18 protein-coding genes are annotated in these 16,959 nt (G+C 64.9%); 5 read left to right on the forward strand and 13 right to left on the reverse strand.

Going from position 1 to position 16,959, the window contains the following annotated elements; all coding sequences use genetic code 11:
* The first annotated feature begins 45 nt into the window (after nucleotides 1-45).
* From AB4118_RS17180 to AB4118_RS17190, 3 genes are read left to right on the forward strand one after another with little or no spacing between them, the layout of a single operon-like run.
* Nucleotides 46-1,236, forward strand: a complete 1,191-nt coding sequence (locus AB4118_RS17180; protein WP_441490873.1) for an extracellular solute-binding protein — start codon at nucleotides 46-48, stop codon at nucleotides 1,234-1,236.
* 1 nt (nucleotide 1,237) lies between these two features.
* Complete coding sequence (locus AB4118_RS17185; RefSeq protein ID WP_441490874.1) at nucleotides 1,238-2,266, forward strand: Gfo/Idh/MocA family protein; 1,029 nt, start codon at nucleotides 1,238-1,240, stop codon at nucleotides 2,264-2,266.
* Nucleotides 2,263-3,267: a Gfo/Idh/MocA family protein gene (locus tag AB4118_RS17190; RefSeq protein ID WP_441490875.1), complete on the forward strand. Its 1,005-nt coding sequence runs from the start codon at nucleotides 2,263-2,265 to the stop codon at nucleotides 3,265-3,267. Before AB4118_RS17185 ends, AB4118_RS17190 begins: the two co-directional genes overlap by 4 nt.
* Before the next feature lie 107 nt (nucleotides 3,268-3,374).
* Here AB4118_RS17190 and AB4118_RS17195 read toward each other — a convergent pair whose 3' ends face one another.
* The 3 genes from AB4118_RS17195 to AB4118_RS17205 are packed head-to-tail and all read right to left on the reverse strand — an operon-like array spanning nucleotide 3,375 to nucleotide 6,402.
* Nucleotides 3,375-4,568: an ABC transporter substrate-binding protein gene (locus AB4118_RS17195; protein ID WP_113519045.1), complete on the reverse strand. Its 1,194-nt coding sequence runs from the start codon at nucleotides 4,566-4,568 to the stop codon at nucleotides 3,375-3,377.
* Between the two features lie 38 nt (nucleotides 4,569-4,606).
* A complete protein-coding gene (locus tag AB4118_RS17200; RefSeq protein WP_441490876.1) occupies nucleotides 4,607-5,659 on the reverse strand; it encodes an N-acetylglucosamine-6-phosphate deacetylase in 1,053 nt (350 codons plus the stop codon).
* Nucleotides 5,659-6,402, reverse strand: a complete 744-nt coding sequence (locus AB4118_RS17205) for a glucosamine-6-phosphate deaminase (RefSeq protein ID WP_441490877.1) — start codon at nucleotides 6,400-6,402, stop codon at nucleotides 5,659-5,661. The genes AB4118_RS17200 and AB4118_RS17205 overlap by 1 nt, the downstream gene beginning before the upstream one ends.
* Before the next feature lie 118 nt (nucleotides 6,403-6,520).
* On the opposite strand from AB4118_RS17205, the gene AB4118_RS17210 reads away from it, so the two are divergent.
* Nucleotides 6,521-7,705 (forward strand): ROK family protein, encoded by a 1,185-nt coding sequence (locus AB4118_RS17210; RefSeq protein ID WP_441490878.1) that lies wholly within the window; start codon nucleotides 6,521-6,523, stop codon nucleotides 7,703-7,705.
* A 145-nt stretch (nucleotides 7,706-7,850) separates the two neighbouring features.
* Here AB4118_RS17210 and AB4118_RS17215 read toward each other — a convergent pair whose 3' ends face one another.
* From AB4118_RS17215 to AB4118_RS17240, 6 genes are all read right to left on the reverse strand, one after another.
* The gene (locus AB4118_RS17215) at nucleotides 7,851-8,018 is read right to left on the reverse strand and encodes a hypothetical protein (protein WP_441490879.1); all 168 of its coding nucleotides are present in this window, start codon (nucleotides 8,016-8,018) and stop codon (nucleotides 7,851-7,853) included.
* 79 nt (nucleotides 8,019-8,097) lie between these two features.
* Complete coding sequence (locus AB4118_RS17220) at nucleotides 8,098-8,421, reverse strand: c-type cytochrome (protein ID WP_441490880.1); 324 nt, start codon at nucleotides 8,419-8,421, stop codon at nucleotides 8,098-8,100.
* Between the two features lie 132 nt (nucleotides 8,422-8,553).
* A complete protein-coding gene (locus tag AB4118_RS17225; protein WP_441490881.1) occupies nucleotides 8,554-10,188 on the reverse strand; it encodes a thiamine pyrophosphate-dependent enzyme in 1,635 nt (544 codons plus the stop codon).
* Nucleotides 10,189-10,267: 79 nt separating this feature from the next.
* Nucleotides 10,268-11,248: a 3,4-dihydroxyphenylacetate 2,3-dioxygenase gene (gene hpaD / locus AB4118_RS17230; RefSeq protein WP_441490882.1), complete on the reverse strand. Its 981-nt coding sequence runs from the start codon at nucleotides 11,246-11,248 to the stop codon at nucleotides 10,268-10,270.
* Between the two features lie 124 nt (nucleotides 11,249-11,372).
* A complete protein-coding gene (hpaE, locus tag AB4118_RS17235; RefSeq protein ID WP_441490883.1) occupies nucleotides 11,373-12,923 on the reverse strand; it encodes a 5-carboxymethyl-2-hydroxymuconate semialdehyde dehydrogenase in 1,551 nt (516 codons plus the stop codon).
* Nucleotides 12,920-13,318, reverse strand: a complete 399-nt coding sequence (locus AB4118_RS17240; protein ID WP_441490884.1) for a 5-carboxymethyl-2-hydroxymuconate Delta-isomerase — start codon at nucleotides 13,316-13,318, stop codon at nucleotides 12,920-12,922. Before AB4118_RS17240 ends, hpaE begins: the two co-directional genes overlap by 4 nt.
* A 213-nt stretch (nucleotides 13,319-13,531) precedes the next feature.
* Here AB4118_RS17240 and hpaR point away from each other — a divergent pair, with 213 nt between their 5' ends.
* Nucleotides 13,532-14,029: a homoprotocatechuate degradation operon regulator HpaR gene (hpaR, locus tag AB4118_RS17245; RefSeq protein ID WP_441490885.1), complete on the forward strand. Its 498-nt coding sequence runs from the start codon at nucleotides 13,532-13,534 to the stop codon at nucleotides 14,027-14,029.
* A gap of 23 nt (nucleotides 14,030-14,052) precedes the next feature.
* Here hpaR and AB4118_RS17250 read toward each other — a convergent pair whose 3' ends face one another.
* From AB4118_RS17250 to AB4118_RS17265, 4 genes are all read right to left on the reverse strand, one after another.
* Nucleotides 14,053-14,343 (reverse strand): GYD domain-containing protein, encoded by a 291-nt coding sequence (locus tag AB4118_RS17250; RefSeq protein WP_069881005.1) that lies wholly within the window; start codon nucleotides 14,341-14,343, stop codon nucleotides 14,053-14,055.
* A 127-nt stretch (nucleotides 14,344-14,470) separates the two neighbouring features.
* Nucleotides 14,471-15,247: a bestrophin-like domain gene (locus AB4118_RS17255; protein ID WP_441490886.1), complete on the reverse strand. Its 777-nt coding sequence runs from the start codon at nucleotides 15,245-15,247 to the stop codon at nucleotides 14,471-14,473.
* Nucleotides 15,248-15,316: 69 nt separating this feature from the next.
* Nucleotides 15,317-15,694, reverse strand: coding sequence for a VanZ family protein (locus tag AB4118_RS17260; RefSeq protein WP_441490887.1), 378 nt, complete (start codon nucleotides 15,692-15,694; stop codon nucleotides 15,317-15,319).
* 77 nt (nucleotides 15,695-15,771) lie between these two features.
* A complete protein-coding gene (locus AB4118_RS17265; RefSeq protein ID WP_441491070.1) occupies nucleotides 15,772-16,899 on the reverse strand; it encodes a glycosyltransferase family 4 protein in 1,128 nt (375 codons plus the stop codon).
* Nucleotides 16,900-16,959 lie beyond the last annotated feature (60 nt).

A 16,959-nucleotide genomic window follows, 5' to 3' on the forward strand; every position in this document is an offset into this window, starting at 1 on the left:
GTCCGGTCTGGTTGCGCGGATAGCAGGCCTATCCAGGGAGAGACCATGACCGAAATCACACGCCGCGGCGTGCTGCATGGAGCAGCCAGCCTTGCCGCTCTCCAGGCGACAGGCGCCTTCGCCCAGGGCCTGCCCCTGCCTTCCAGCCCGGTTGCGCTGAACATCATCGACGTCGCCGGCAACCTGCAGCTGACCCAGGCTTCGATCGAACGCTTCGCCAAGGAAAACCCAAAGCTGATCTCGCGGGTGAATTTCTCGCGGGCGCCCTCGCCGGAGCTGCCGGCGAAGCTCAAGGCGCAGCAGCAGGCCAACCGGGTCGATCTCGACCTCGTGCTGACCGGGCCGGGCGCGATGTCCGACGGCATCCAGCAAGGGCTGTGGATCGATGTCTGGAAGGCCTACCCGTCGCAACTGCCGAAGGCTGAAGAGGTCTATCACGAGCAGGCGCTGATGATGCAGCGCAACTTCGGTCAGAACGAAGGTGTCGCCGTCGTCTATTCCCCGTCGGGGCCGCTTTTCGAATACATCCCGGCCCGGCTGAAGACCGTGCCCAAGACGGCTGCCGAGCTGCTGGCCTATGTGAAGGCCAATCCCAAGCGCTTGACCTATGCCCGCCCGCTGAATTCCGGTCCCGGCTGGACCTTCCTCCAGGGTATGCCCTACATCCTCGGCGACAAGGATCCGAGCGATCCGATGAATGGCTGGGACAAGACCTGGGCCTATCTCAAGGAGCTCGGCACCGGCATCGACTACTATCCCGGCGGCACGGCGGCGACGATGAAGGAACTCGGCGAAGGCACCCGTGACGTCATCGTCTCGACGCTCGGCTGGGACATCAACCCCCGCGTGCTCGGCATCGTGCCGAAAGAGGCCGAGGTCTTCGCGCTGGAAAACACCCACTGGATTCCCGACACCCAGTTCATGTGCATTCCCAAGGGCGTGCCGGAGGCCAAGGTCGCCGTCATCCTGGCGCTGATGTCGTTCATGCTGAAGCCCGAGCCGCAGGCCGCGACTTATGACAAGGGCTATTTCTATCCCGGCCCGGCCGTGAAGGGCGTGACGCTCGCCATGGCGCCGCAGGAAAGCCGCGACGTCATCAAGGAATTCGGGCGCGCCCATTATGACGAGCTGATCGCCAAGCTGCCGACCCGCCCGCCTCTGACTCCGGAACGGCTCGTCGCCGCCTTCCGGCGCTGGGACCAGGAGATCGGCGTTGGCCACGGAGCACCCCAATAGCATGCGCTTTGCCGCCATCGGCCTCGACCACCGCCATATCTACAACATGGTCGAAGGTCTCCTCGAAGCCGGCGCTGTCTGCGCCGGCTTCGATCCGCGCACCAGCGACGAGCGCGTCGTTGCCGGCTTCCGCGAGCGCTTTCCGCAGCTCCAGGCCATGGATGCCGACCGGCTGATCGACGATCCCTCGATCGATCTGGTCGCCAGCGCAGCGATTCCCTCGGAGCGCGCCGCGATTGCGATCCGGGCCATGCAGGCCGGCAAGGACGTCATGGTCGACAAGCCGGGCGTGACCACGTTCGCGCAGCTTGCCGATGTCGAGGCGACGGTCGCCCGAACGGGGCGGATCTTCTCGATCTGCTTTTCCGAGCGCTTCCTGGTGCCTTCGACGATCATCGCCGGCAAGCTCATCGCCGACGGCGCGATCGGGCGTGTGGTACAGACCCTGGGTGTCGGCCCGCATCGACTTAACCGCGCGATCCGGCCGTCATGGTTCTTCGACCAGAGCGCTTTCGGCGGCATCCTCACCGATATCGCCTCGCACCAGATCGACCAGTTCCTGCACTTCACCGGTTCGCGCGATGCGGAGATCGTGGCGTCGGGAACGGGCCATTTCGGCAGCGCTGAGCTGCCGGATTTCGAGGATTTCGGCGAGATCCTGCTGCGCAGCCCGCAAGCCGGCGGCTATATCCGCGTCGACTGGTTCACCGCTGACGGGCTTCCGACGTGGGGTGACGGGCGGCTGACCATCCTCGGAACGGCAGGCACGATCGAACTGCGCAAATATGTCGATATCGCAGGCCGGCCGGGCACCGACCATCTCTTCCTGGTCGATGGGAACGGCACCCGTCATATCGATGCCTCCCGTGAGCCGCTGACCTACTTCCGCAATCTTGTGGCGGATATCGCCGGCAGGACCGAGAGCGCGATGTCTCAACAACACGCCTTCACGGTCTGCCGGCTGGCGCTGGAAGCGCAGGCGAAGGCCGTGCGGCTGCCCGCCCGCGCGAGCGAAAGGACTGCTTCGTGACCCGCAAGATCGGCATTGCCATCGTCGGCCTCGGGCCAGCTTCCCTGCCGCATTCCCGCAGCCTGATCGACCTCGCAGAGAGGGTCGATGTACGCTGGGCGGTCAGTCGCTCGGCAGAGCGAGCCGGGGCCTACCGCAAGCAGTTCGCCTTTCCGGTGACGACCGATCTCGATGCCGTGCTGGCTGATCCAGCGGTCGAGGCCGTCATTGTGCTGACGCCGCCGAGCAGTCATCTCGACGTGTCCGCGCGCTGCTTCGAGAATGGCAAGCATGTGCTGGTCGAGAAGCCGCTGGAGTTGACGGTCGCGCGCGGCGAGGCGCTGGTCGAAGCCGCGCGCCGTGCCGGCAAAGTCTTCGGGGTCGTGCTGCAGCACCGATTCCGGCCTGCGAGCCTGCGCCTCAAGGCTGCACTGGCCGCCGGCGAACTCGGAACCGTGGAGGCCGCTTTCCTGAGCGTGCCGTGGTGGCGTCCGCAGGCCTATTACGACGAGCCCGGCCGCGGCACGCTGGCGCGTGACGGTGGCGGCGTGCTCCTGACCCAGGCGGTCCACTCGCTCGACCTGTTCCGCTCTTTGGTGGGTGTGTCCCAAGTGGTCGCGGCGCAGGCGCGGACCACGAAGCTGCACCGCATGGAGACCGAGGATTTCGCCTCGGCGCTGCTTGAGCTCGGCAATGGCGCACCGGGCACGCTGATGACGACGACCGCCGCCTATCCCGGCCATCCCGAGCGCATCGAGATCATCGGGACCCAGGGCTTCGCGACATTGATTGGCGGCACGCTTAGCCTCTCCTTCCTCGACGGCCGCAAGGAGATCGTGGAGGCGGAGGGCAGCACGGGCAGCGGCGCCAATATCATGGATTTCCCCCATGATGCGCACCGTGCGGTGATCGCCGATTTCCTGGATGCGGTCACGACCGGGCGCGAGCCCGTCGTGACGGGCAACGAGGCGCTGGCATCGCAGCGGCTCGTCGACAGCATCCTCGCGGCCGCGAGGCGTTGAGGCGTCGCCTCTAAAATCCTATCCGGTCATCATGGCATCCCGGGCCGCCCTGCAGGCGCCCGGGATGTTGTTGTCGTGTGCTGGACAGTCGCGTTCGACTGACCTGCTCAGCGGGCGCGCTTGGCGCCGACCATCTCGTCCCATTTGCGGAAGGCCACGACCATCTTGTCGGGCTTCAAGGGCAGCTCGATCGGATTCTTCGCGATCAGGTCGGCATATTCCGGCCGGCCGAATTCGGCGATCACCTTCTGGCTGCTCTCCGGTGCCAGCGACAGCGGCACGTTCTTCACCGCCGGGCCCGGATAGAGATAACCCTCGTCATAGGCATAGGCCTGAGCCTTCGGCGTCAGCACATAGGCCATCAGATCGAGCACCACGGCGAGGCGATCGTTCGGGACGCCCTTCGGCACGCACATGAAGAAGGCGTCCGAAACCCAGTGGAAGCCCTTCAACGTGCCGATCATCGCGGATTTCGGCACGATGCCGAGCGCGCGCGGATTGATGTCCCAACCGGTGGTCGAGATGATGATGTCGCGCGAGCCCTCGCCGAACTCCTTCATCGTCGCGCCGGTGCCAGCCGGATAATAGTCGATGTACTGGCCAAGCTCCTGCAGATAGGCCCAGGTCTTGTCCCAGCCGCCGACCGGATCCTGCGGGTCCTTGTCGCCGAGGATATAGGGCAGGCCCATCATGAACGTACGGCCCGGGCCGGAATTGGTCGGGCGCGCATACATGAACTTGCCGGGATTGGCCTTGGCCCAGGCGAGCAGCTCGTCGGCCGTGGTCGGCACGTTCTTGACGCGCTCCGGCGCGTATTCGAGCAGCGGGCCGGAGGGGTAGTAGTTGACCACGACGCCAAAGCCGTCGCCCTGGGCGCGGTGCAGATTGAGCGCGGCCGGCTCGTAGTTCTCCTCGATATTCGGGAACTTGTCGGCGAAGTCGGGCAGGATCTTGAGCCAGAGCTTCTGTTCGAGGCCCGCTGCGAGGCCGTCGCTGCCGGTCAGCACGAGATCGAGATCGGCGCGGCCGGCCTCCTGCTGCGCCTTGATCTTGCTGGCGAGTTCCGGCGCCGGCGCCTTCACGAAGGTGATGCGCGAGACCAGCTTCGGATTGGCCGCGCGATAGTCCTCGAACGCCTTCTGCATCAAGGCCAGCGCACCGCCGACATCGATGATGTTGATGCCGACCGGCGAGGTCGGCAGCGGCGGCGAAGCCGCAAAGGCCGCCGGTGCTCCCGTCGCCATCGCGGCCAGGCCGCCCAGCACGGTGCGGCGGTCAATTCCCGTGAAATCCTTGCTCATGGTCTCTCCCTCTTTGGTTAGGCTGATCGTTGGGTTGTCTACATCTTGACCGCGTCGTAGCGGCGTTCCTCGGGCCCGATGCGCACGCGCTGCACGGCGAGATCAGCGGACCACTCGACCTCGCTTAGTGGCAGCTCCAGCCCCCTCGCCCGCAAGGCGGGCTCGAGCACCGCCAGCGGATGGCTCGAGGCCATCGCGACCGCCTCCTCCGGCGTCGCCAGGCCCCAGGCCACGACATTGCGCACCCCCTGATCGAGGCAGAGCGCCGAGCCGGCGAGCGAGACGCTTCCCGGTTGGCGCACGGAACCGTCGGCCTTCCGCTCCACGCTCATGCCGGCGAAGGGATAGTTGCCGGGCTCCGCCGCTGCTGCCGAAACCGCATCGGTCACAAGGATCGAACGGTTAAGTCCCTTGGCGCGCAACAGCGATTTCAGTGCCTTGGGGTGTACATGGATGCCGTCGGCAATGAAACTTGCCCAAAGCCCGTCCTCGGCAAGCTGCGCGAAGATCGCATTGGCGAGCTTATGCGTGACCTGCGGCATGCCGTTGCCGAGATGGGTGGACAGGGCCGCGCCCGCCGCGGCGGCGGAAGCGACCTGATCGAAATCAGCAGCGGTATGGCCGAGAGCGACGATCCTGCCCTGGCCATGCAGCGCCGCGATCAGGGCCGGCACGGCCTCGACCTCGGGAGCGACCGTCACCATCAGGATCGGACGGTCGAGCCCTGCTTCCAGGCGATCGACCAGGGTGGGATCGGCTGCGGTCATCGCGGCGGCCGGGTGGCAGCCGGAATAGCCGTCAGCCGGATTCAGGAAGGGCCCCTCGAGATGGTAGCCGGGGCACATCAGCGGGCCGAGGCGGCTCGCCGAGATCGCGGCATCGAGCGCGCGCAGGCGCTCTTCCAGTTCATGCGGATGGGCGGTGATCACTGTCGGCAGGCAAATGGTCACGCCCGTCCGGAGCATCGCCTCCAGCGCCCGGTCAATCTCGGCCGCCGTCACCGCGCCTGAATTGAAGTCGACGGCCGCAAAGCCGTTGACCTGGAGATCGACGAGGCCCGCCGTCAGCATGATCGCACCCTGTCCCACCATCAGCCCCGCTTGAGCAGGGAGGCAGCCGGCGGATCGAGGAACAGCACGGTGTTCTTGTGGGTCTGAAGGATCGAGGCGGGGTAGAGCGGGCTCACCGGACCTTCCAGCGCATCGCGCGTCGCCTTCGCCTTGCGCTCGTCGGGCACCGAAAGGACGATCAACTCGCTCTTGAGGATCTGGCGGACGCTCATCGAGATGGCGCGCTCCGGCACCGCTTCGAGGCTCGGGAACCAGCCTTCGCCGAACTGCTGCTGGCGGCAGGCGTCATCGAGCTTGACCACGATGTAGGGCTCGTCCGTCTCGAAATCGGCCGGGGGGTCGTTGAAGGCAAGATGGCAATTCTCGCCGAAGCCGGCGAAGCAGACATCGATGCGTAGTCCCGCGATTAGTTCGCCGAGCCGGCGCGCCTCCTGCTCGGCATCGCCCTCGCCATCGACCGGGATGAACTCGACCTTGCCACCCAGCGGGGCGACGAAGCGCTCCTGCAGATAGCGACGGAAGCTCGCCGGGTGCTCCTGGCCGAGGCCGACATACTCGTCGAGATGGAAGGCAGTGACCTTCGACCAGTCGATGCCCTCGGCAATGACGAGATGGTTCAGCATCTCGAACTGGCTGGCCCCGGTCGCGACGATGATCGTCGCATGACCGTGCCGCGCCTGTGCTTCGCGAATGGCCGCAGCACCACGGGCCGCAGCCTGGACGCCGAGGGTCTCCTTGTCGGCGACGATGTTGATATCGATCATGCTATTTCTGAACCCGGACAGAGCAAATTGTTTCAAAATTCTCAGATCGAGCTTATGAGCGCCTCTGTAAAATGCAATCTCAATTTCAGAACCATCAGGTTCTAAAATATGGATGCCCATGACACTGCCAGCCATCGACCAGATGCTGTTCTCCGACGGGCACGGCAGCGACCGCGCCCGCGCCTTCACGCTTGTTGCACGCGGCCAGGCCCATTCCCGGCCTGAGATCGGCGCTGCGCTCGGGCTACGCTCGACCACGACATCGCGCCTCGTCGGCGATCTGGTGGAACGCCGTCTGCTGCTGGAAACCGCGGGGCAGAAAGCCGGCCGCGGCCGTCCGGCCGGAATTCTCATTGCCAATCCACGCCGCGTCGGTGCTTCCGTCATCTATGTCGCGAGCCAATCGCTGGTCGGCGCTCTGGTCGATCTCGACGGCCAGTTGCTTGAAGAACGCGTCGTCGAGATTGCCTCTGACGCAGATAACAGGGTTGTCGCAGGCGTGATGGCCGGGCTTGGCGCGGATCTGCTCGCCGCGATGCCGCGCGGCATGGAGCATGCCGGCACCGCCGTGTCGCTCTCGGGCTTGCTCGATCTCAGGCGCAAGCAATGGCTGATGTCGTCGCGCTGGCCCAACCTGCGCGGCCTCGATGTCGGTATTGCGCTCGGGGAAGCGGTTGGCCCCGTTGTGGTCTGTCGCAATCTTGACGCCGAATTGCGCGCGCGCATGGCGCAGGATTCGGAGCAGTTCTCGGATGGCGCGCTCCTGCTGCACTGGGGCTGGGGCATCGGACTGGGCTACGCCATCGGCGGCCGCTCGCTCGCGCCGCCCGGCGGCTCCTTCGGAGAAGTCGGGCACTGGCGCTTCGCCGCGCTCGACGGCCGCCGTTGCGGCTGCGGCAACACCGCCTGCCTGGAAACGGGCGCGGCGCTCTGGTCGCTCCTGCCGGAACTGCGCCGGCGCTGGCCCGATCTCGCGGAGGACGAGAACCGCCTCTACCGACAACTGGCGCGTTGCGACCTGACCAGCCTGCCCGAGATCGACACGGCTGCGCGTTTGCTGGCGCGCGCACTCGCCAATGCGAGCCGCCTGCTGTTTCCCACCCGGATCATCGTAACCGGCCCGTTCGTCGCCAATGCGCAGCTATGGGCGCATTTCGACGGGTTGTTCAGGGCCGAGGGAACAATGCACGGGTTCATGATGCCTGAACTCGTCAGCGACCGCTCAAGCCGGCAATATGAAGTCCATGGAGCGGCGACGCCGCTGCTCAGCAAGGCGCTGGAAGGCCTCTTGCAAGGCGCCTGACCGTCAGCGGACCGGATATCGGCCGGCCCGACGGCCTCGCCTGCTGCCTTTGCACCCGCTCTTCCGAAAGCCGCAATCGACTTGTCGGACCGATGTCTTCGCGCCTGTCTAGTCCTTAGCGCCTGTCTCGGCGCCTGTCCTGGCGTCAATCCTCGGCGGTTTCGCGCCGCAATTCCCAGGCGAGCATCGCCTCGGCGAGCGCATGCAGTTCCTGTTCCTTGGTGCTGGTATCGGAGGCAGCCTGAAGCTCCGCAACACGCAGTTGCGCTTGCTCATAATCCTCGTCGGTGTGAATTACGATCGGTTGTTTCATGGCAGCCCCGCGCTACGTCCGGGTCATGAAAGAGTCTGACCCAACCTGATTATAACCGAAAACCGGCGCATATGTTCCGCTAACGCGTCGGCAGGGCTGCATAATACGCCGCGATTGCCGCAATCTCGTTCACCGACATGTGCCGCGCCATGTAGCGCATTTCCTTGTGAGCCCGCTTGCCGTTGCGAAAGGCCATCATCTGGTTGAACAGATAGCGCTCGTTCTGCCCTGCCAGATGCGGCACTTCGGTGTCGCGGGCGATGCCGTCCGCGCCATGGCAGGCAGCACAATCTTCGAGCGGGGATGTCCGTGGCTCAGACGCCACCGGCGTAACCATCAACAACCCGGCCACCGTGAGCGAGGCCGCAGCCGTCATCCCCAGGCCAAATCTGAACCAGCTCATGATCGAGGCTCCTCCCATCGCAGCCTTCGCCGCAAAGCCATGGGCGAGCCTGTCGCACGGTAAGCGTTAAGATCGCGGAAGCTCCGCCCGAGAAATGTGGAGGGTGCGCATTGGCTCGTACCTGCAGGCTCGCTAGCGCGCTGCCGGTGGTGCCGGATGGATGAACGGCCACGGGCTTGCCTCAGTGCCGCGCGGAATGGTGATCTCGATCAACGCGGGACGATTATCGGCCAGCGCCTTCTCCAGCACAGGGCGGAAGGTTTCGGGCGTGTCGACCCGCACTGCCTCGACCCCGAAGGACCGGCCGAGCTGGACGAAGTCCGGGTTGACGAGGTCCGAGCCGATCAGCCGGCCCTCGAAGCCCGTCAGCTGGTCGCGCCGGACATTGCCGTAGGAGCTGTTGTTGAAGACCAGCGTAACGACGCCGATGCCGTATTGCACGGCCGTCGCCAGTTCCTGGACTGCGAACAGGAAACCGCCATCCCCGGTGATCGCGACCACGGGCCGATCCGGCCACGCCACTTTCGCGCCAAGCGCGGTCGGGAAGCCTGAGCCGAGCGTGCCCTGATAGCCGGAGGACAGATAGGTCCTGGGCTCATAGACCTTGAAGCCGTACCAGGAGGCAAAGCCGACTTGGGAGAGTTCGTCGGTGACGATGCCGTCCCTCGGCAACACCTCGCGCAGGACCTGCAAATAGGCCATTTGCGGTTGGATCGCCTGGATCTTGGCTTCAGCCGCCGCGGTCGCCTCCGTGATCACCGCGCGGCGGCCGGGGCGGCTCTGCGGCAGCCGCCCGGCTGCCTTGGCGAGCGCAGCCGTGGCCGCACGGGCATCGGCCAGGATCGCGATATCGGGAATGGAGCGGCGCATCTCGACCGGATCGATATCGATGCGAACCGATTTCAGGTTCGGCGGCGTATGTGACCAGCGCCAGCCCGGCAGTTCCAGGCGCGTACCGATGCCGATCAGCAGGTCGGTCTGGGGCCAGAGCTCATAGGCCGCAGCCATGGTGAGGCCGAGTTCATGGTCATTCGACAGGATGCCGCGACCGCTGCGGAAGGCGACGACCGGCGCATCGATCAGTTCGGCCAGTTGCAGGATGTCATCCGCGGCATCGAACGCGCCGCTGCCGACGAAGATCATCGGCGCCTTCGCCGCCGAGATCAGTCTTGCGGCGCGGTCAATGGCGTCAGCGTCGATGGGTGGCGGTGGCGAGGGATCGAGCACGGAGGTGACCGGCACTTCCCCCGGCTGCGTGAAGACGTTCCAGGGCATTTCCAGCGCGGCCGGACCGCGCCGTCCCGAGAGCATCGCCTGGAAGGCCCGAGACACCGCTGTCGGCGCCAACGCCGGGTGCTCGACGCGCTCGGCCCATTTGGTGAAGCCGCGCAGGGTCGCAAGCTGGTCCGGCATCTCGTGCAGATGCCCGCGACCACGATCGAGGAAGGGGGTTGGCACCTGCCCCGTCAGGCAGAGCACCGGCTCGTTGCCACCAAAGGCCGTCAACAGGGCCGCCCCGGCATTGAGGATGCCGGGGCCGGGCACGACGGTGCAGACCGAGGGCCGTCCGGTGGCCCTTGCGTAGCCGAAGGCCATGTAACCGCAGGCCTGCTCGTGACGCGCTCCGATGGTTGCGATCCTGTCCTTGTTCCGCTCGAGCGCGTCGAACAGGCCGTAGATCTGTGCCCCGGGAAGACCGAAGACCGTATCGATGCCATGATCGATCAGCCCGGACACAAGTCCCTCGCCGCCAGTCGCTCTCACCATATCCGCCTCACCTTGTCCTGCAGATCCGCCCAACGGGCCGTCACCTTGAGTGGAGTCCCCACCCCTGCGCCCCGTTAACTCACGCAGCGATGATCGGGGACGCCTGGAAGGAGGGCTGACGCACCGGCGTCTCAGCGAAGAGCGTGCCCTCCTCGAACCAGGAGCGCGGAGCTGGCGCGCCCCAGAGCGTCTGGCGCTGCGGATCGCGCAGATCCCAACGGATCGGTTCGTGGTCGGGGTCGACCGTCTGGTAGTCCGAGCAATAGATCTCGATCCGATGACCGTCGGGGTCGCGGATATAGAGGAAGAAGGCATTTGAGATGCCGTGCCGTCCGGGGCCGCGCTCGATATTGGTGACGTAGCCGGTGGTCGCCATCAGATCGAGCAGGTCGATGATGTTGAGCGGCGTCGGCACCCAGAAGGCAACATGGTGGAGGCGCGGCCCAACCCCATGGGTGAAGGCCATGTCGTGAACGCCACCCTTGCGGTGCATCCAGGCCGCCCAGAGCCGGCTGCCATCCTCGTTCACCGTGTATTCGGTCGTTCGGAATCCGATCGCGTTATAGAACGCGACGGACGCGTCGACATTGTCGGAGAAGCAGTTGAAATGGTCGATCCGGAGCGGCTTCACGCCCTTGTAGAGCGCGTATTTCTGGTGAACCGACGGAAGCTTGTCCATGCTGAAATAGAACTCCAGCGGGACGCCGAGCGGGTCGACAGTCCTGAGCGTGCGGCCCTGGAACGGCGCCTCGACAAACCGGGCCGGCAGGCCGTTCGCCCGAAAGAAATGATGTGCCTTGTCCAGATCCTCTTCCGAGAAAACCTTGAAACCGAGTACCTTTGCGACCGGGCTTTCACCCTTCTCCAAGACGATGCAATGGTGTCCACGTTCTTCCATCGCACGCATGTAGAGTCGGCTCTCGCTCTCGTCCGTCACTAGCAGCCCAAGCGTATCGGACCAGAAGGCTCGCGAAGCCGCCAGATCGCACACGGACAGGGCGACGTGATTGAGCCGCACCACCTGAAAGGGCGGATTCAATACCGGCTGCGGGACAGGCATAGAGCTTCCTCCTTGGTATCTTATTCCTGCTGCCGGCCTGCTTTTCGAGGCCTTGATGCTGTGAAGCCGGTGGCACGGCTGCGACCACGGCCGCCGTTCCCGCTTCGATCCTTCCCGTTACCGGTCAGCCTCCGAGCCCGAGCTTTGGGACCTTGTGGCTGTCATAGGCGACCGCGATGTTCTTCGTCTCCATGTAGAAATCGAAGGAATAGTCGCCGCCGTCACGGCCGATGCCGGAACTCTTGATGCCTCCGAACGGGGTCGGCAAATGCCGCACATTCTCGGAGTTCACCCAGATCATGCCGGCTTCGAGATCGCGAGCGACACGGTGCGCGCGGCCGATATCACGGGTCCAGAGATAGCCGGCGAGCCCGTAGCGGACATCGTTGGCGACCCGAACCGCATCGGCCTCATCCTCGAAGGGAATCATGGTCAGGACAGGACCAAAGATCTCCTCCTGGGCGATCCGCATTCCAGCTGCAGCGTCGACATAGAGCGTCGGCTCGACATAATTGCCGGCCCCCTCCATCGCCCGCCCGCCGCCGCAGGCGACGCGTGCCCCGCCCTCTCGCGCGAGCGCAGGGTAGGACAGGACCTTTTCGGCATGACGCGGGTGGATCAACGGCCCGATCTCCGTTGCCGGATCGAGCGGGTGGCCGACTTTGATACGCCGGACACGCTCGACGACTCTTTCGCTGAAGCTGTCATAGATCGAGCGCTGGACCAGCGCGCGCGAGGACGACGTGCAGCGTTCGCCATTCAGCGAGTAGATCATGAACAGCACGGCATCGAGGGCGCGGTCCAGGTCGGCATCGTCGAAAACGATCACCGGGTTCTTGCCGCCGAGTTCGAAATGCACGCGTTTCAGCGTCTTTGCGCCTTGCGCCATGATGTGCGAGCCGGTCGTGGTCTCGCCGACGAAGGCGATTGCCCGGATCGCGGGATGCTCGGTCAGGGCCTTGCCAGCCTCTTCGCCGAGCCCGTGCACCAGATTGACGACGCCCGCGGGCAATCCGTGGGCGCGGATCACCTCATCCATGATCTCGGTCAGGATGACCGCGGAGAGCGGTGACCACTCGGCCGGCTTATGGACGACGGTGCAGCCGGCGGCGAGTGCCGGCGCGATCTTCCAGGTCGACAGCATGAAAGGCGTGTTCCACGGCGTGATCACGCCGACGGGGCCGATCGGTTGGCGGATGGTGTAGTTGATATGGTCGGTATCGGGCAGCGATAGCCCGTTGCCCGCCTCGGTGGCACGATCGGCGTAGAAGCGAAAATTCTCGGCGCCGCGCAGCGCAGCCTTGGCCATATAGCGGATCGGTTGGCCAGTATCGCAACTCTCGACGAAGGCGATCTCCTCGGCTCGCGCCTCGATCGCATCCGCTATCGCATGCAGGATCTTGCGACGCGTCGCGCCTGGAACATCGCGCCAGACCTTGAAGGCCGCCTCGGCGGCGCGGGCCGCACGGTCGATCTCCGCTGCACCACCGGAGGCGATGGTGCATTGATGCTCATTGGTGGCCGGATCGAGCGTTTCGAAGGTGGCGCTCGTGGCGGAGAGCACGCGCTCTCCGGCAATGACATGCGGAACGACCCCGCCGGTGAGGAAGCGCGCCATGGCGCGCTCGGCCCCGATCAGATTGCTGGCGAATTTCGGATCGATGGCCCGGTTCATGCGAGGCCTCCCTTGCGTGCGAGGCGTTCATGCAGATTGTTGGTCTTGAGCGAGGCCGTCCCGTCGATCTCCTGGACCTCGACTGTGAGACCGAGCCCGATCTTGCTGAACAGGTCGGCAGTTTGCGCTTCGAGCGTCGCCATCAGCGCTTCGGCGACCCGCCGGCGCGTCGCGGCATCCCGACCCTCCCCGATCCGAGCCAGAACGGCAACAAAACCGTGGGTCGGATCGCCATCGGCGATCGCGAAGATATCGCGGCGTTCGGCCCGCGTCCGCAGGCCGCCAATGGGGAAAACCCCGGTTGCGAGCGCTGTATGGTGCAATTCGTCGACCAGCCGGCGGAGCGACAGCGCCGGCTCAAGATTGGCTGAATATTCGACGATGATATGCGGCATCCGCGCACCCGCCTCGTGTTCGAAATTAAATTAACGTGTTAAATTAATTTGAGCAAGCGATTACCGGCGCGAACCGCTAGAATGGTGGCATTGCTCTGATCCTGCGCACCGCCCCGGAAGGGACCACGTTTGAGAAGCCCCGCTCCACCCCCCGATGAGTCCTCGCAAGGTGGGACGCGTGTCCATCTTCGCCATTTCTCGAAATCCCTGCCGATGTCCCTGCTGCGGGCGCGCGAAGCGGTCATGCGCTGCTTTCGGCCGTCGCTGCGGCAATATGAAATCACGGAGCAGCAATGGCGGGTGCTGCGGGCGCTGAACTCGGTGCCCAGCCTGGAGGTGACCGATCTCGCGCGCGCAACGTTCCTGCTCGCGCCGAGCCTGTCGCGGATCCTCGTCGACCTCGAGGCCAGACACCTCATCACGCGAGGGGCCGATCAGCGTGATCTGCGTCGCGCCATCATCTCGATCAGCCCGGCCGGCGCCAGTTTGATCGAAACGGTGACGCCGGTCTCGGAAGCGATCTACCGCGACATCACCAGCCGCTTTGGCGACGAGAAACTCGCGACTCTGCAGGCCTTGCTGCGCGAGCTGGAGGACGTGGCCAGCGCTGTCGCACCCCATGACGAGAGTGCGGGCAAGCCGCCCCCGCCAGGGGAAACCACGCGAAAGAAGCGAAGGATTCCCCTGAAACGGAAGCGCAGCGCGACCTGACGACGCGCCGCGCTCCGGCCTCCTTAGACCTTGCCGAGGATCGTGGTCATCTCGGCCGGGGTGAAAGCCCGCATCGTCTGGTTGCGGATGTTACCGAGCTTGGCAACGGCAAGACTGAGCGCAGTGGCGCTCATCTCGTCGGGAGCATCCACGGTGACGAGGACGTCATACTTGCCGAGCGTGTAATAGGCGTCCTTGACGGTGATCCCCTTGGATTTCGCCATCTCCCGGAATGCTTCCAGGCGTTTGACGCTGTCATTGACGTTACGGATGCCTTGATCGGTGAAGTTCGCGAGGACGACATAGGTAGCCATGACGCGCTCCTCCCTTTGAGCCCCGGCGCAATCCACCACAGCTGGAGACGCCAGTCGATCTGTACCTGGGGGAATGGCGTGCCTGCCTTGCGAGACGCGCGTCCAGCTCCGCCTGGGAGCGCCTCGCCTATTGCGGGCTCTTGATGGCCTGGCTCACCCGCGCCGATGAAATGCTCGTTTCGCCTCTGAACGGTTCGTCCATGATGATGATGAGGCCGAGCACCATGCCGATTGCGCCCATATGCGCCGCGATCAGGGCAAGAGCGGCAGGGTTCAGGTAAAAGCGGCCGTTCATCAGCATCGCGCCGAGCAGAAAGATCAGGATCATCCACCAGAAAATCCCCGGCACGCTCTTGGTCGCAGTTTCGAGCCGCCCCTGGCGATATTCCTCCAGCCTGTCCAGCAATCCGCGCAGCGAGGAGGCCGAATCCCGATACTCCGCCGCAACCTTGCGCACCTGCAGGACCAACGCAGCGAGCGCACGATCAGCGGTCGCAGAAAGCCCGGCATCCTCGGTCGAGAGGGAATGCCACTCATCGCGGGTCACGGCACCGACATAGTCTCGCAGCGCCTTCCGCGCCGCCTCGGGCTCGCTCCCGTCGAGACTCGCCAGATCCCGATCGAGGCGCGCGATATAGGAGCCCTCACGCGAAACCGCGTCATCAGCCCGCGCCAGATTTACACGGACATCCGCAAGCATCAGGGCGAGCACGAAAACCGAGAACGCCAGCAGACTGCCATGAACGACCTCGGCGAGCTTGTTGGGCTCGTCGGCAGCGTCCCGAGGCCGGGCAAACCATAGGCGACGGGCAATGGAGGCGAGCAATACTCCCAGTACCGCAGTCGACAATCCGCAAATGATCAGGATCACTGCGTCCGAATAGGCTGCAATCAGTTGTATCATCGAGAGCATCACCCTCCTCACAACAATGATAGCATGCTGGCCGACGCTGCCGCGGATGCAGCGAGACGCCTACCCCCTGAGCCGCTCACGATCCAGGTAGGTTGTGAGCCGCGGCAGCAGGCGGGCAGACAGCCAACTCGCCGCGACGCCGCTCACACCTCCGGCGATCTTGACCAGGGCATCTCCCAGCCGCGCGTGCCTGTCGGGTGACAGCATCTGGAAGAGCTCCAACCCTATTGCGATCCCGATGGTCAGCAGGAGTATGATCCCAATTCGCCGGGGATATGCGGTGGCGAAGAGGAAACCCAGGAGGCCGAATGCGCCGAACCGTTCGAGATGAACGGCATCGCCGATTCTCGGACGCAGCTCGATCGCGGACAAGGTTGCGTAAGCGATGAAGGCGAGCGTGAACCATGCCAGGGCGCGTAGAACTATCCTGAATGTCATGGTCCGTCGATCTCTGGCTGTGGGGCGGCGAGCTGCTGGCGCTCTATCGCGCGCTCTCGCTCACAATGGAAGCCCGCCTATTTCGCCAGCAGGGCCCGATAGACCTCCAGCGTCTTCTGGGCGACGTTCGGCCAGCTATAGGCCAGCTCCACCCGCTTGATCTGGGAGCGGGCCTGCTCCTCGCTGATCGGATTGGCGATCTTTGCCATTATCGCCGCGGCGAGCGCATCGACATCGCCAAGCGGAAAGTAATCCTCCGGAGGCAGGCCAAGTTCCCGGTTCGCGGCGATATTGCTGGCGAGCACCGGGAGGCCGGACGCCATGGCCTCCAGGAGCGCGATCGGCATCCCCTCATGGCTCGACGGCAGGACGAAGAGCGCGGCATTGGCGAAGAGTTCGGCAAGCCTGTCGCCGGACTGGAAACCAGTCAAGACGACGCCGGGCACGGCCTGGGCCATCTCCCTGACCTGCAGGGAATAGGCGGTTTCAAACTCCGCTCCACCCGCCAGGACCAGGCGAAGGTCGGAGCGCCCGCTCCGCGCAAATGCTTCGATGAGGTCCGTTTGCCGCTTCTCCGGAACGAGGCGGGCGGCAAGCAGGACATAACGCTTGGGCTGCAGGCCAAACTCCGCCAGGACGCCAGTCCGATGCGCGCCCCGGGAGATGGCCACACCATTCGGCACGAAGCTGACCGGCGTATCGTAGCGGGAGCTCATGGTCTGGGCGACCTCGCGCGAGACCGCGATCCGGCCATGGGACAGGCGCATGCCGAGATACTCGCCAAGTCTTAGGGCGCGCCGGGCAACGCCGCCCCATTTCTGCCGGTCGTAATCATAGCCGTGATGGGTCACGACCACCTTCATGCCCAGGAGACGGGCGAGAGGCACCATCAATGCCGGGCCAACCGCATGAATGTGCAGGATGTCCGGCCGGCGCACCGCCGCGAAACAGACGCCCAGGAAGGTATGGACGATGGCCTCCAGCGCCATCTTGCGGGGGGCCCAGAGCGAGAAGACACGGATACCGTTCGCGGGAGAAGGCGGAGACGGCAGGTAACGGTGCCGGCCGATGACTTCGACGTTCCAGCCGCATGCGGCCATCTCGCCGGCCAGCATCTCGACATGTTTCTCTACGCCGCCCTGAACATTGGGGATGCCGCGGAGTCCGAGGAAAATGACACGCCGTGGAATATCCTGACTTGCCATAGCCACCGGCTGTGCGGGAGGCACCTCAAGAGGAAGACTGGTCAATGACGCCTCCGCCGA

The organism is Allobosea sp. 2RAB26, assembly GCF_052115465.1.
Lineage (GTDB): Bacteria > Pseudomonadota > Alphaproteobacteria > Rhizobiales > Beijerinckiaceae > Allobosea.

Bases quoted from the DNA above. Each gene is read 5' to 3' on its own strand.
- AB4118_RS17180 (WP_441490873.1), top strand. From the start codon at position 46: ATGACCGAAATCACACGCCGCGGCGTGCTGCATGGAGCAGCCAGCCTT.
- AB4118_RS17185 (WP_441490874.1), top strand. From the start codon at position 1,238: ATGCGCTTTGCCGCCATCGGCCTCGACCACCGCCATATCTACAACATG.
- AB4118_RS17195 (WP_113519045.1), bottom strand. From the start codon at position 4,568: ATGAGCAAGGATTTCACGGGAATTGACCGCCGCACCGTGCTGGGCGGC.
- AB4118_RS17200 (WP_441490876.1), bottom strand. From the start codon at position 5,659: ATGGTGGGACAGGGTGCGATCATGCTGACGGCGGGCCTCGTCGATCTC.
- AB4118_RS17205 (WP_441490877.1), bottom strand. From the start codon at position 6,402: ATGATCGATATCAACATCGTCGCCGACAAGGAGACCCTCGGCGTCCAG.
- AB4118_RS17210 (WP_441490878.1), top strand. From the start codon at position 6,521: ATGACACTGCCAGCCATCGACCAGATGCTGTTCTCCGACGGGCACGGC.
- AB4118_RS17215 (WP_441490879.1), bottom strand. From the start codon at position 8,018: ATGAAACAACCGATCGTAATTCACACCGACGAGGATTATGAGCAAGCG.
- AB4118_RS17220 (WP_441490880.1), bottom strand. From the start codon at position 8,421: ATGAGCTGGTTCAGATTTGGCCTGGGGATGACGGCTGCGGCCTCGCTC.
- AB4118_RS17225 (WP_441490881.1), bottom strand. From the start codon at position 10,188: ATGGTGAGAGCGACTGGCGGCGAGGGACTTGTGTCCGGGCTGATCGAT.
- hpaD (WP_441490882.1), bottom strand. From the start codon at position 11,248: ATGCCTGTCCCGCAGCCGGTATTGAATCCGCCCTTTCAGGTGGTGCGG.
- hpaE (WP_441490883.1), bottom strand. From the start codon at position 12,923: ATGAACCGGGCCATCGATCCGAAATTCGCCAGCAATCTGATCGGGGCC.
- AB4118_RS17240 (WP_441490884.1), bottom strand. From the start codon at position 13,318: ATGCCGCATATCATCGTCGAATATTCAGCCAATCTTGAGCCGGCGCTG.
- hpaR (WP_441490885.1), top strand. From the start codon at position 13,532: ATGTCCCTGCTGCGGGCGCGCGAAGCGGTCATGCGCTGCTTTCGGCCG.
- AB4118_RS17250 (WP_069881005.1), bottom strand. From the start codon at position 14,343: ATGGCTACCTATGTCGTCCTCGCGAACTTCACCGATCAAGGCATCCGT.
- AB4118_RS17255 (WP_441490886.1), bottom strand. From the start codon at position 15,247: ATGATACAACTGATTGCAGCCTATTCGGACGCAGTGATCCTGATCATT.
- AB4118_RS17260 (WP_441490887.1), bottom strand. From the start codon at position 15,694: ATGACATTCAGGATAGTTCTACGCGCCCTGGCATGGTTCACGCTCGCC.
- AB4118_RS17265 (WP_441491070.1), bottom strand. From the start codon at position 16,899: ATGGCAAGTCAGGATATTCCACGGCGTGTCATTTTCCTCGGACTCCGC.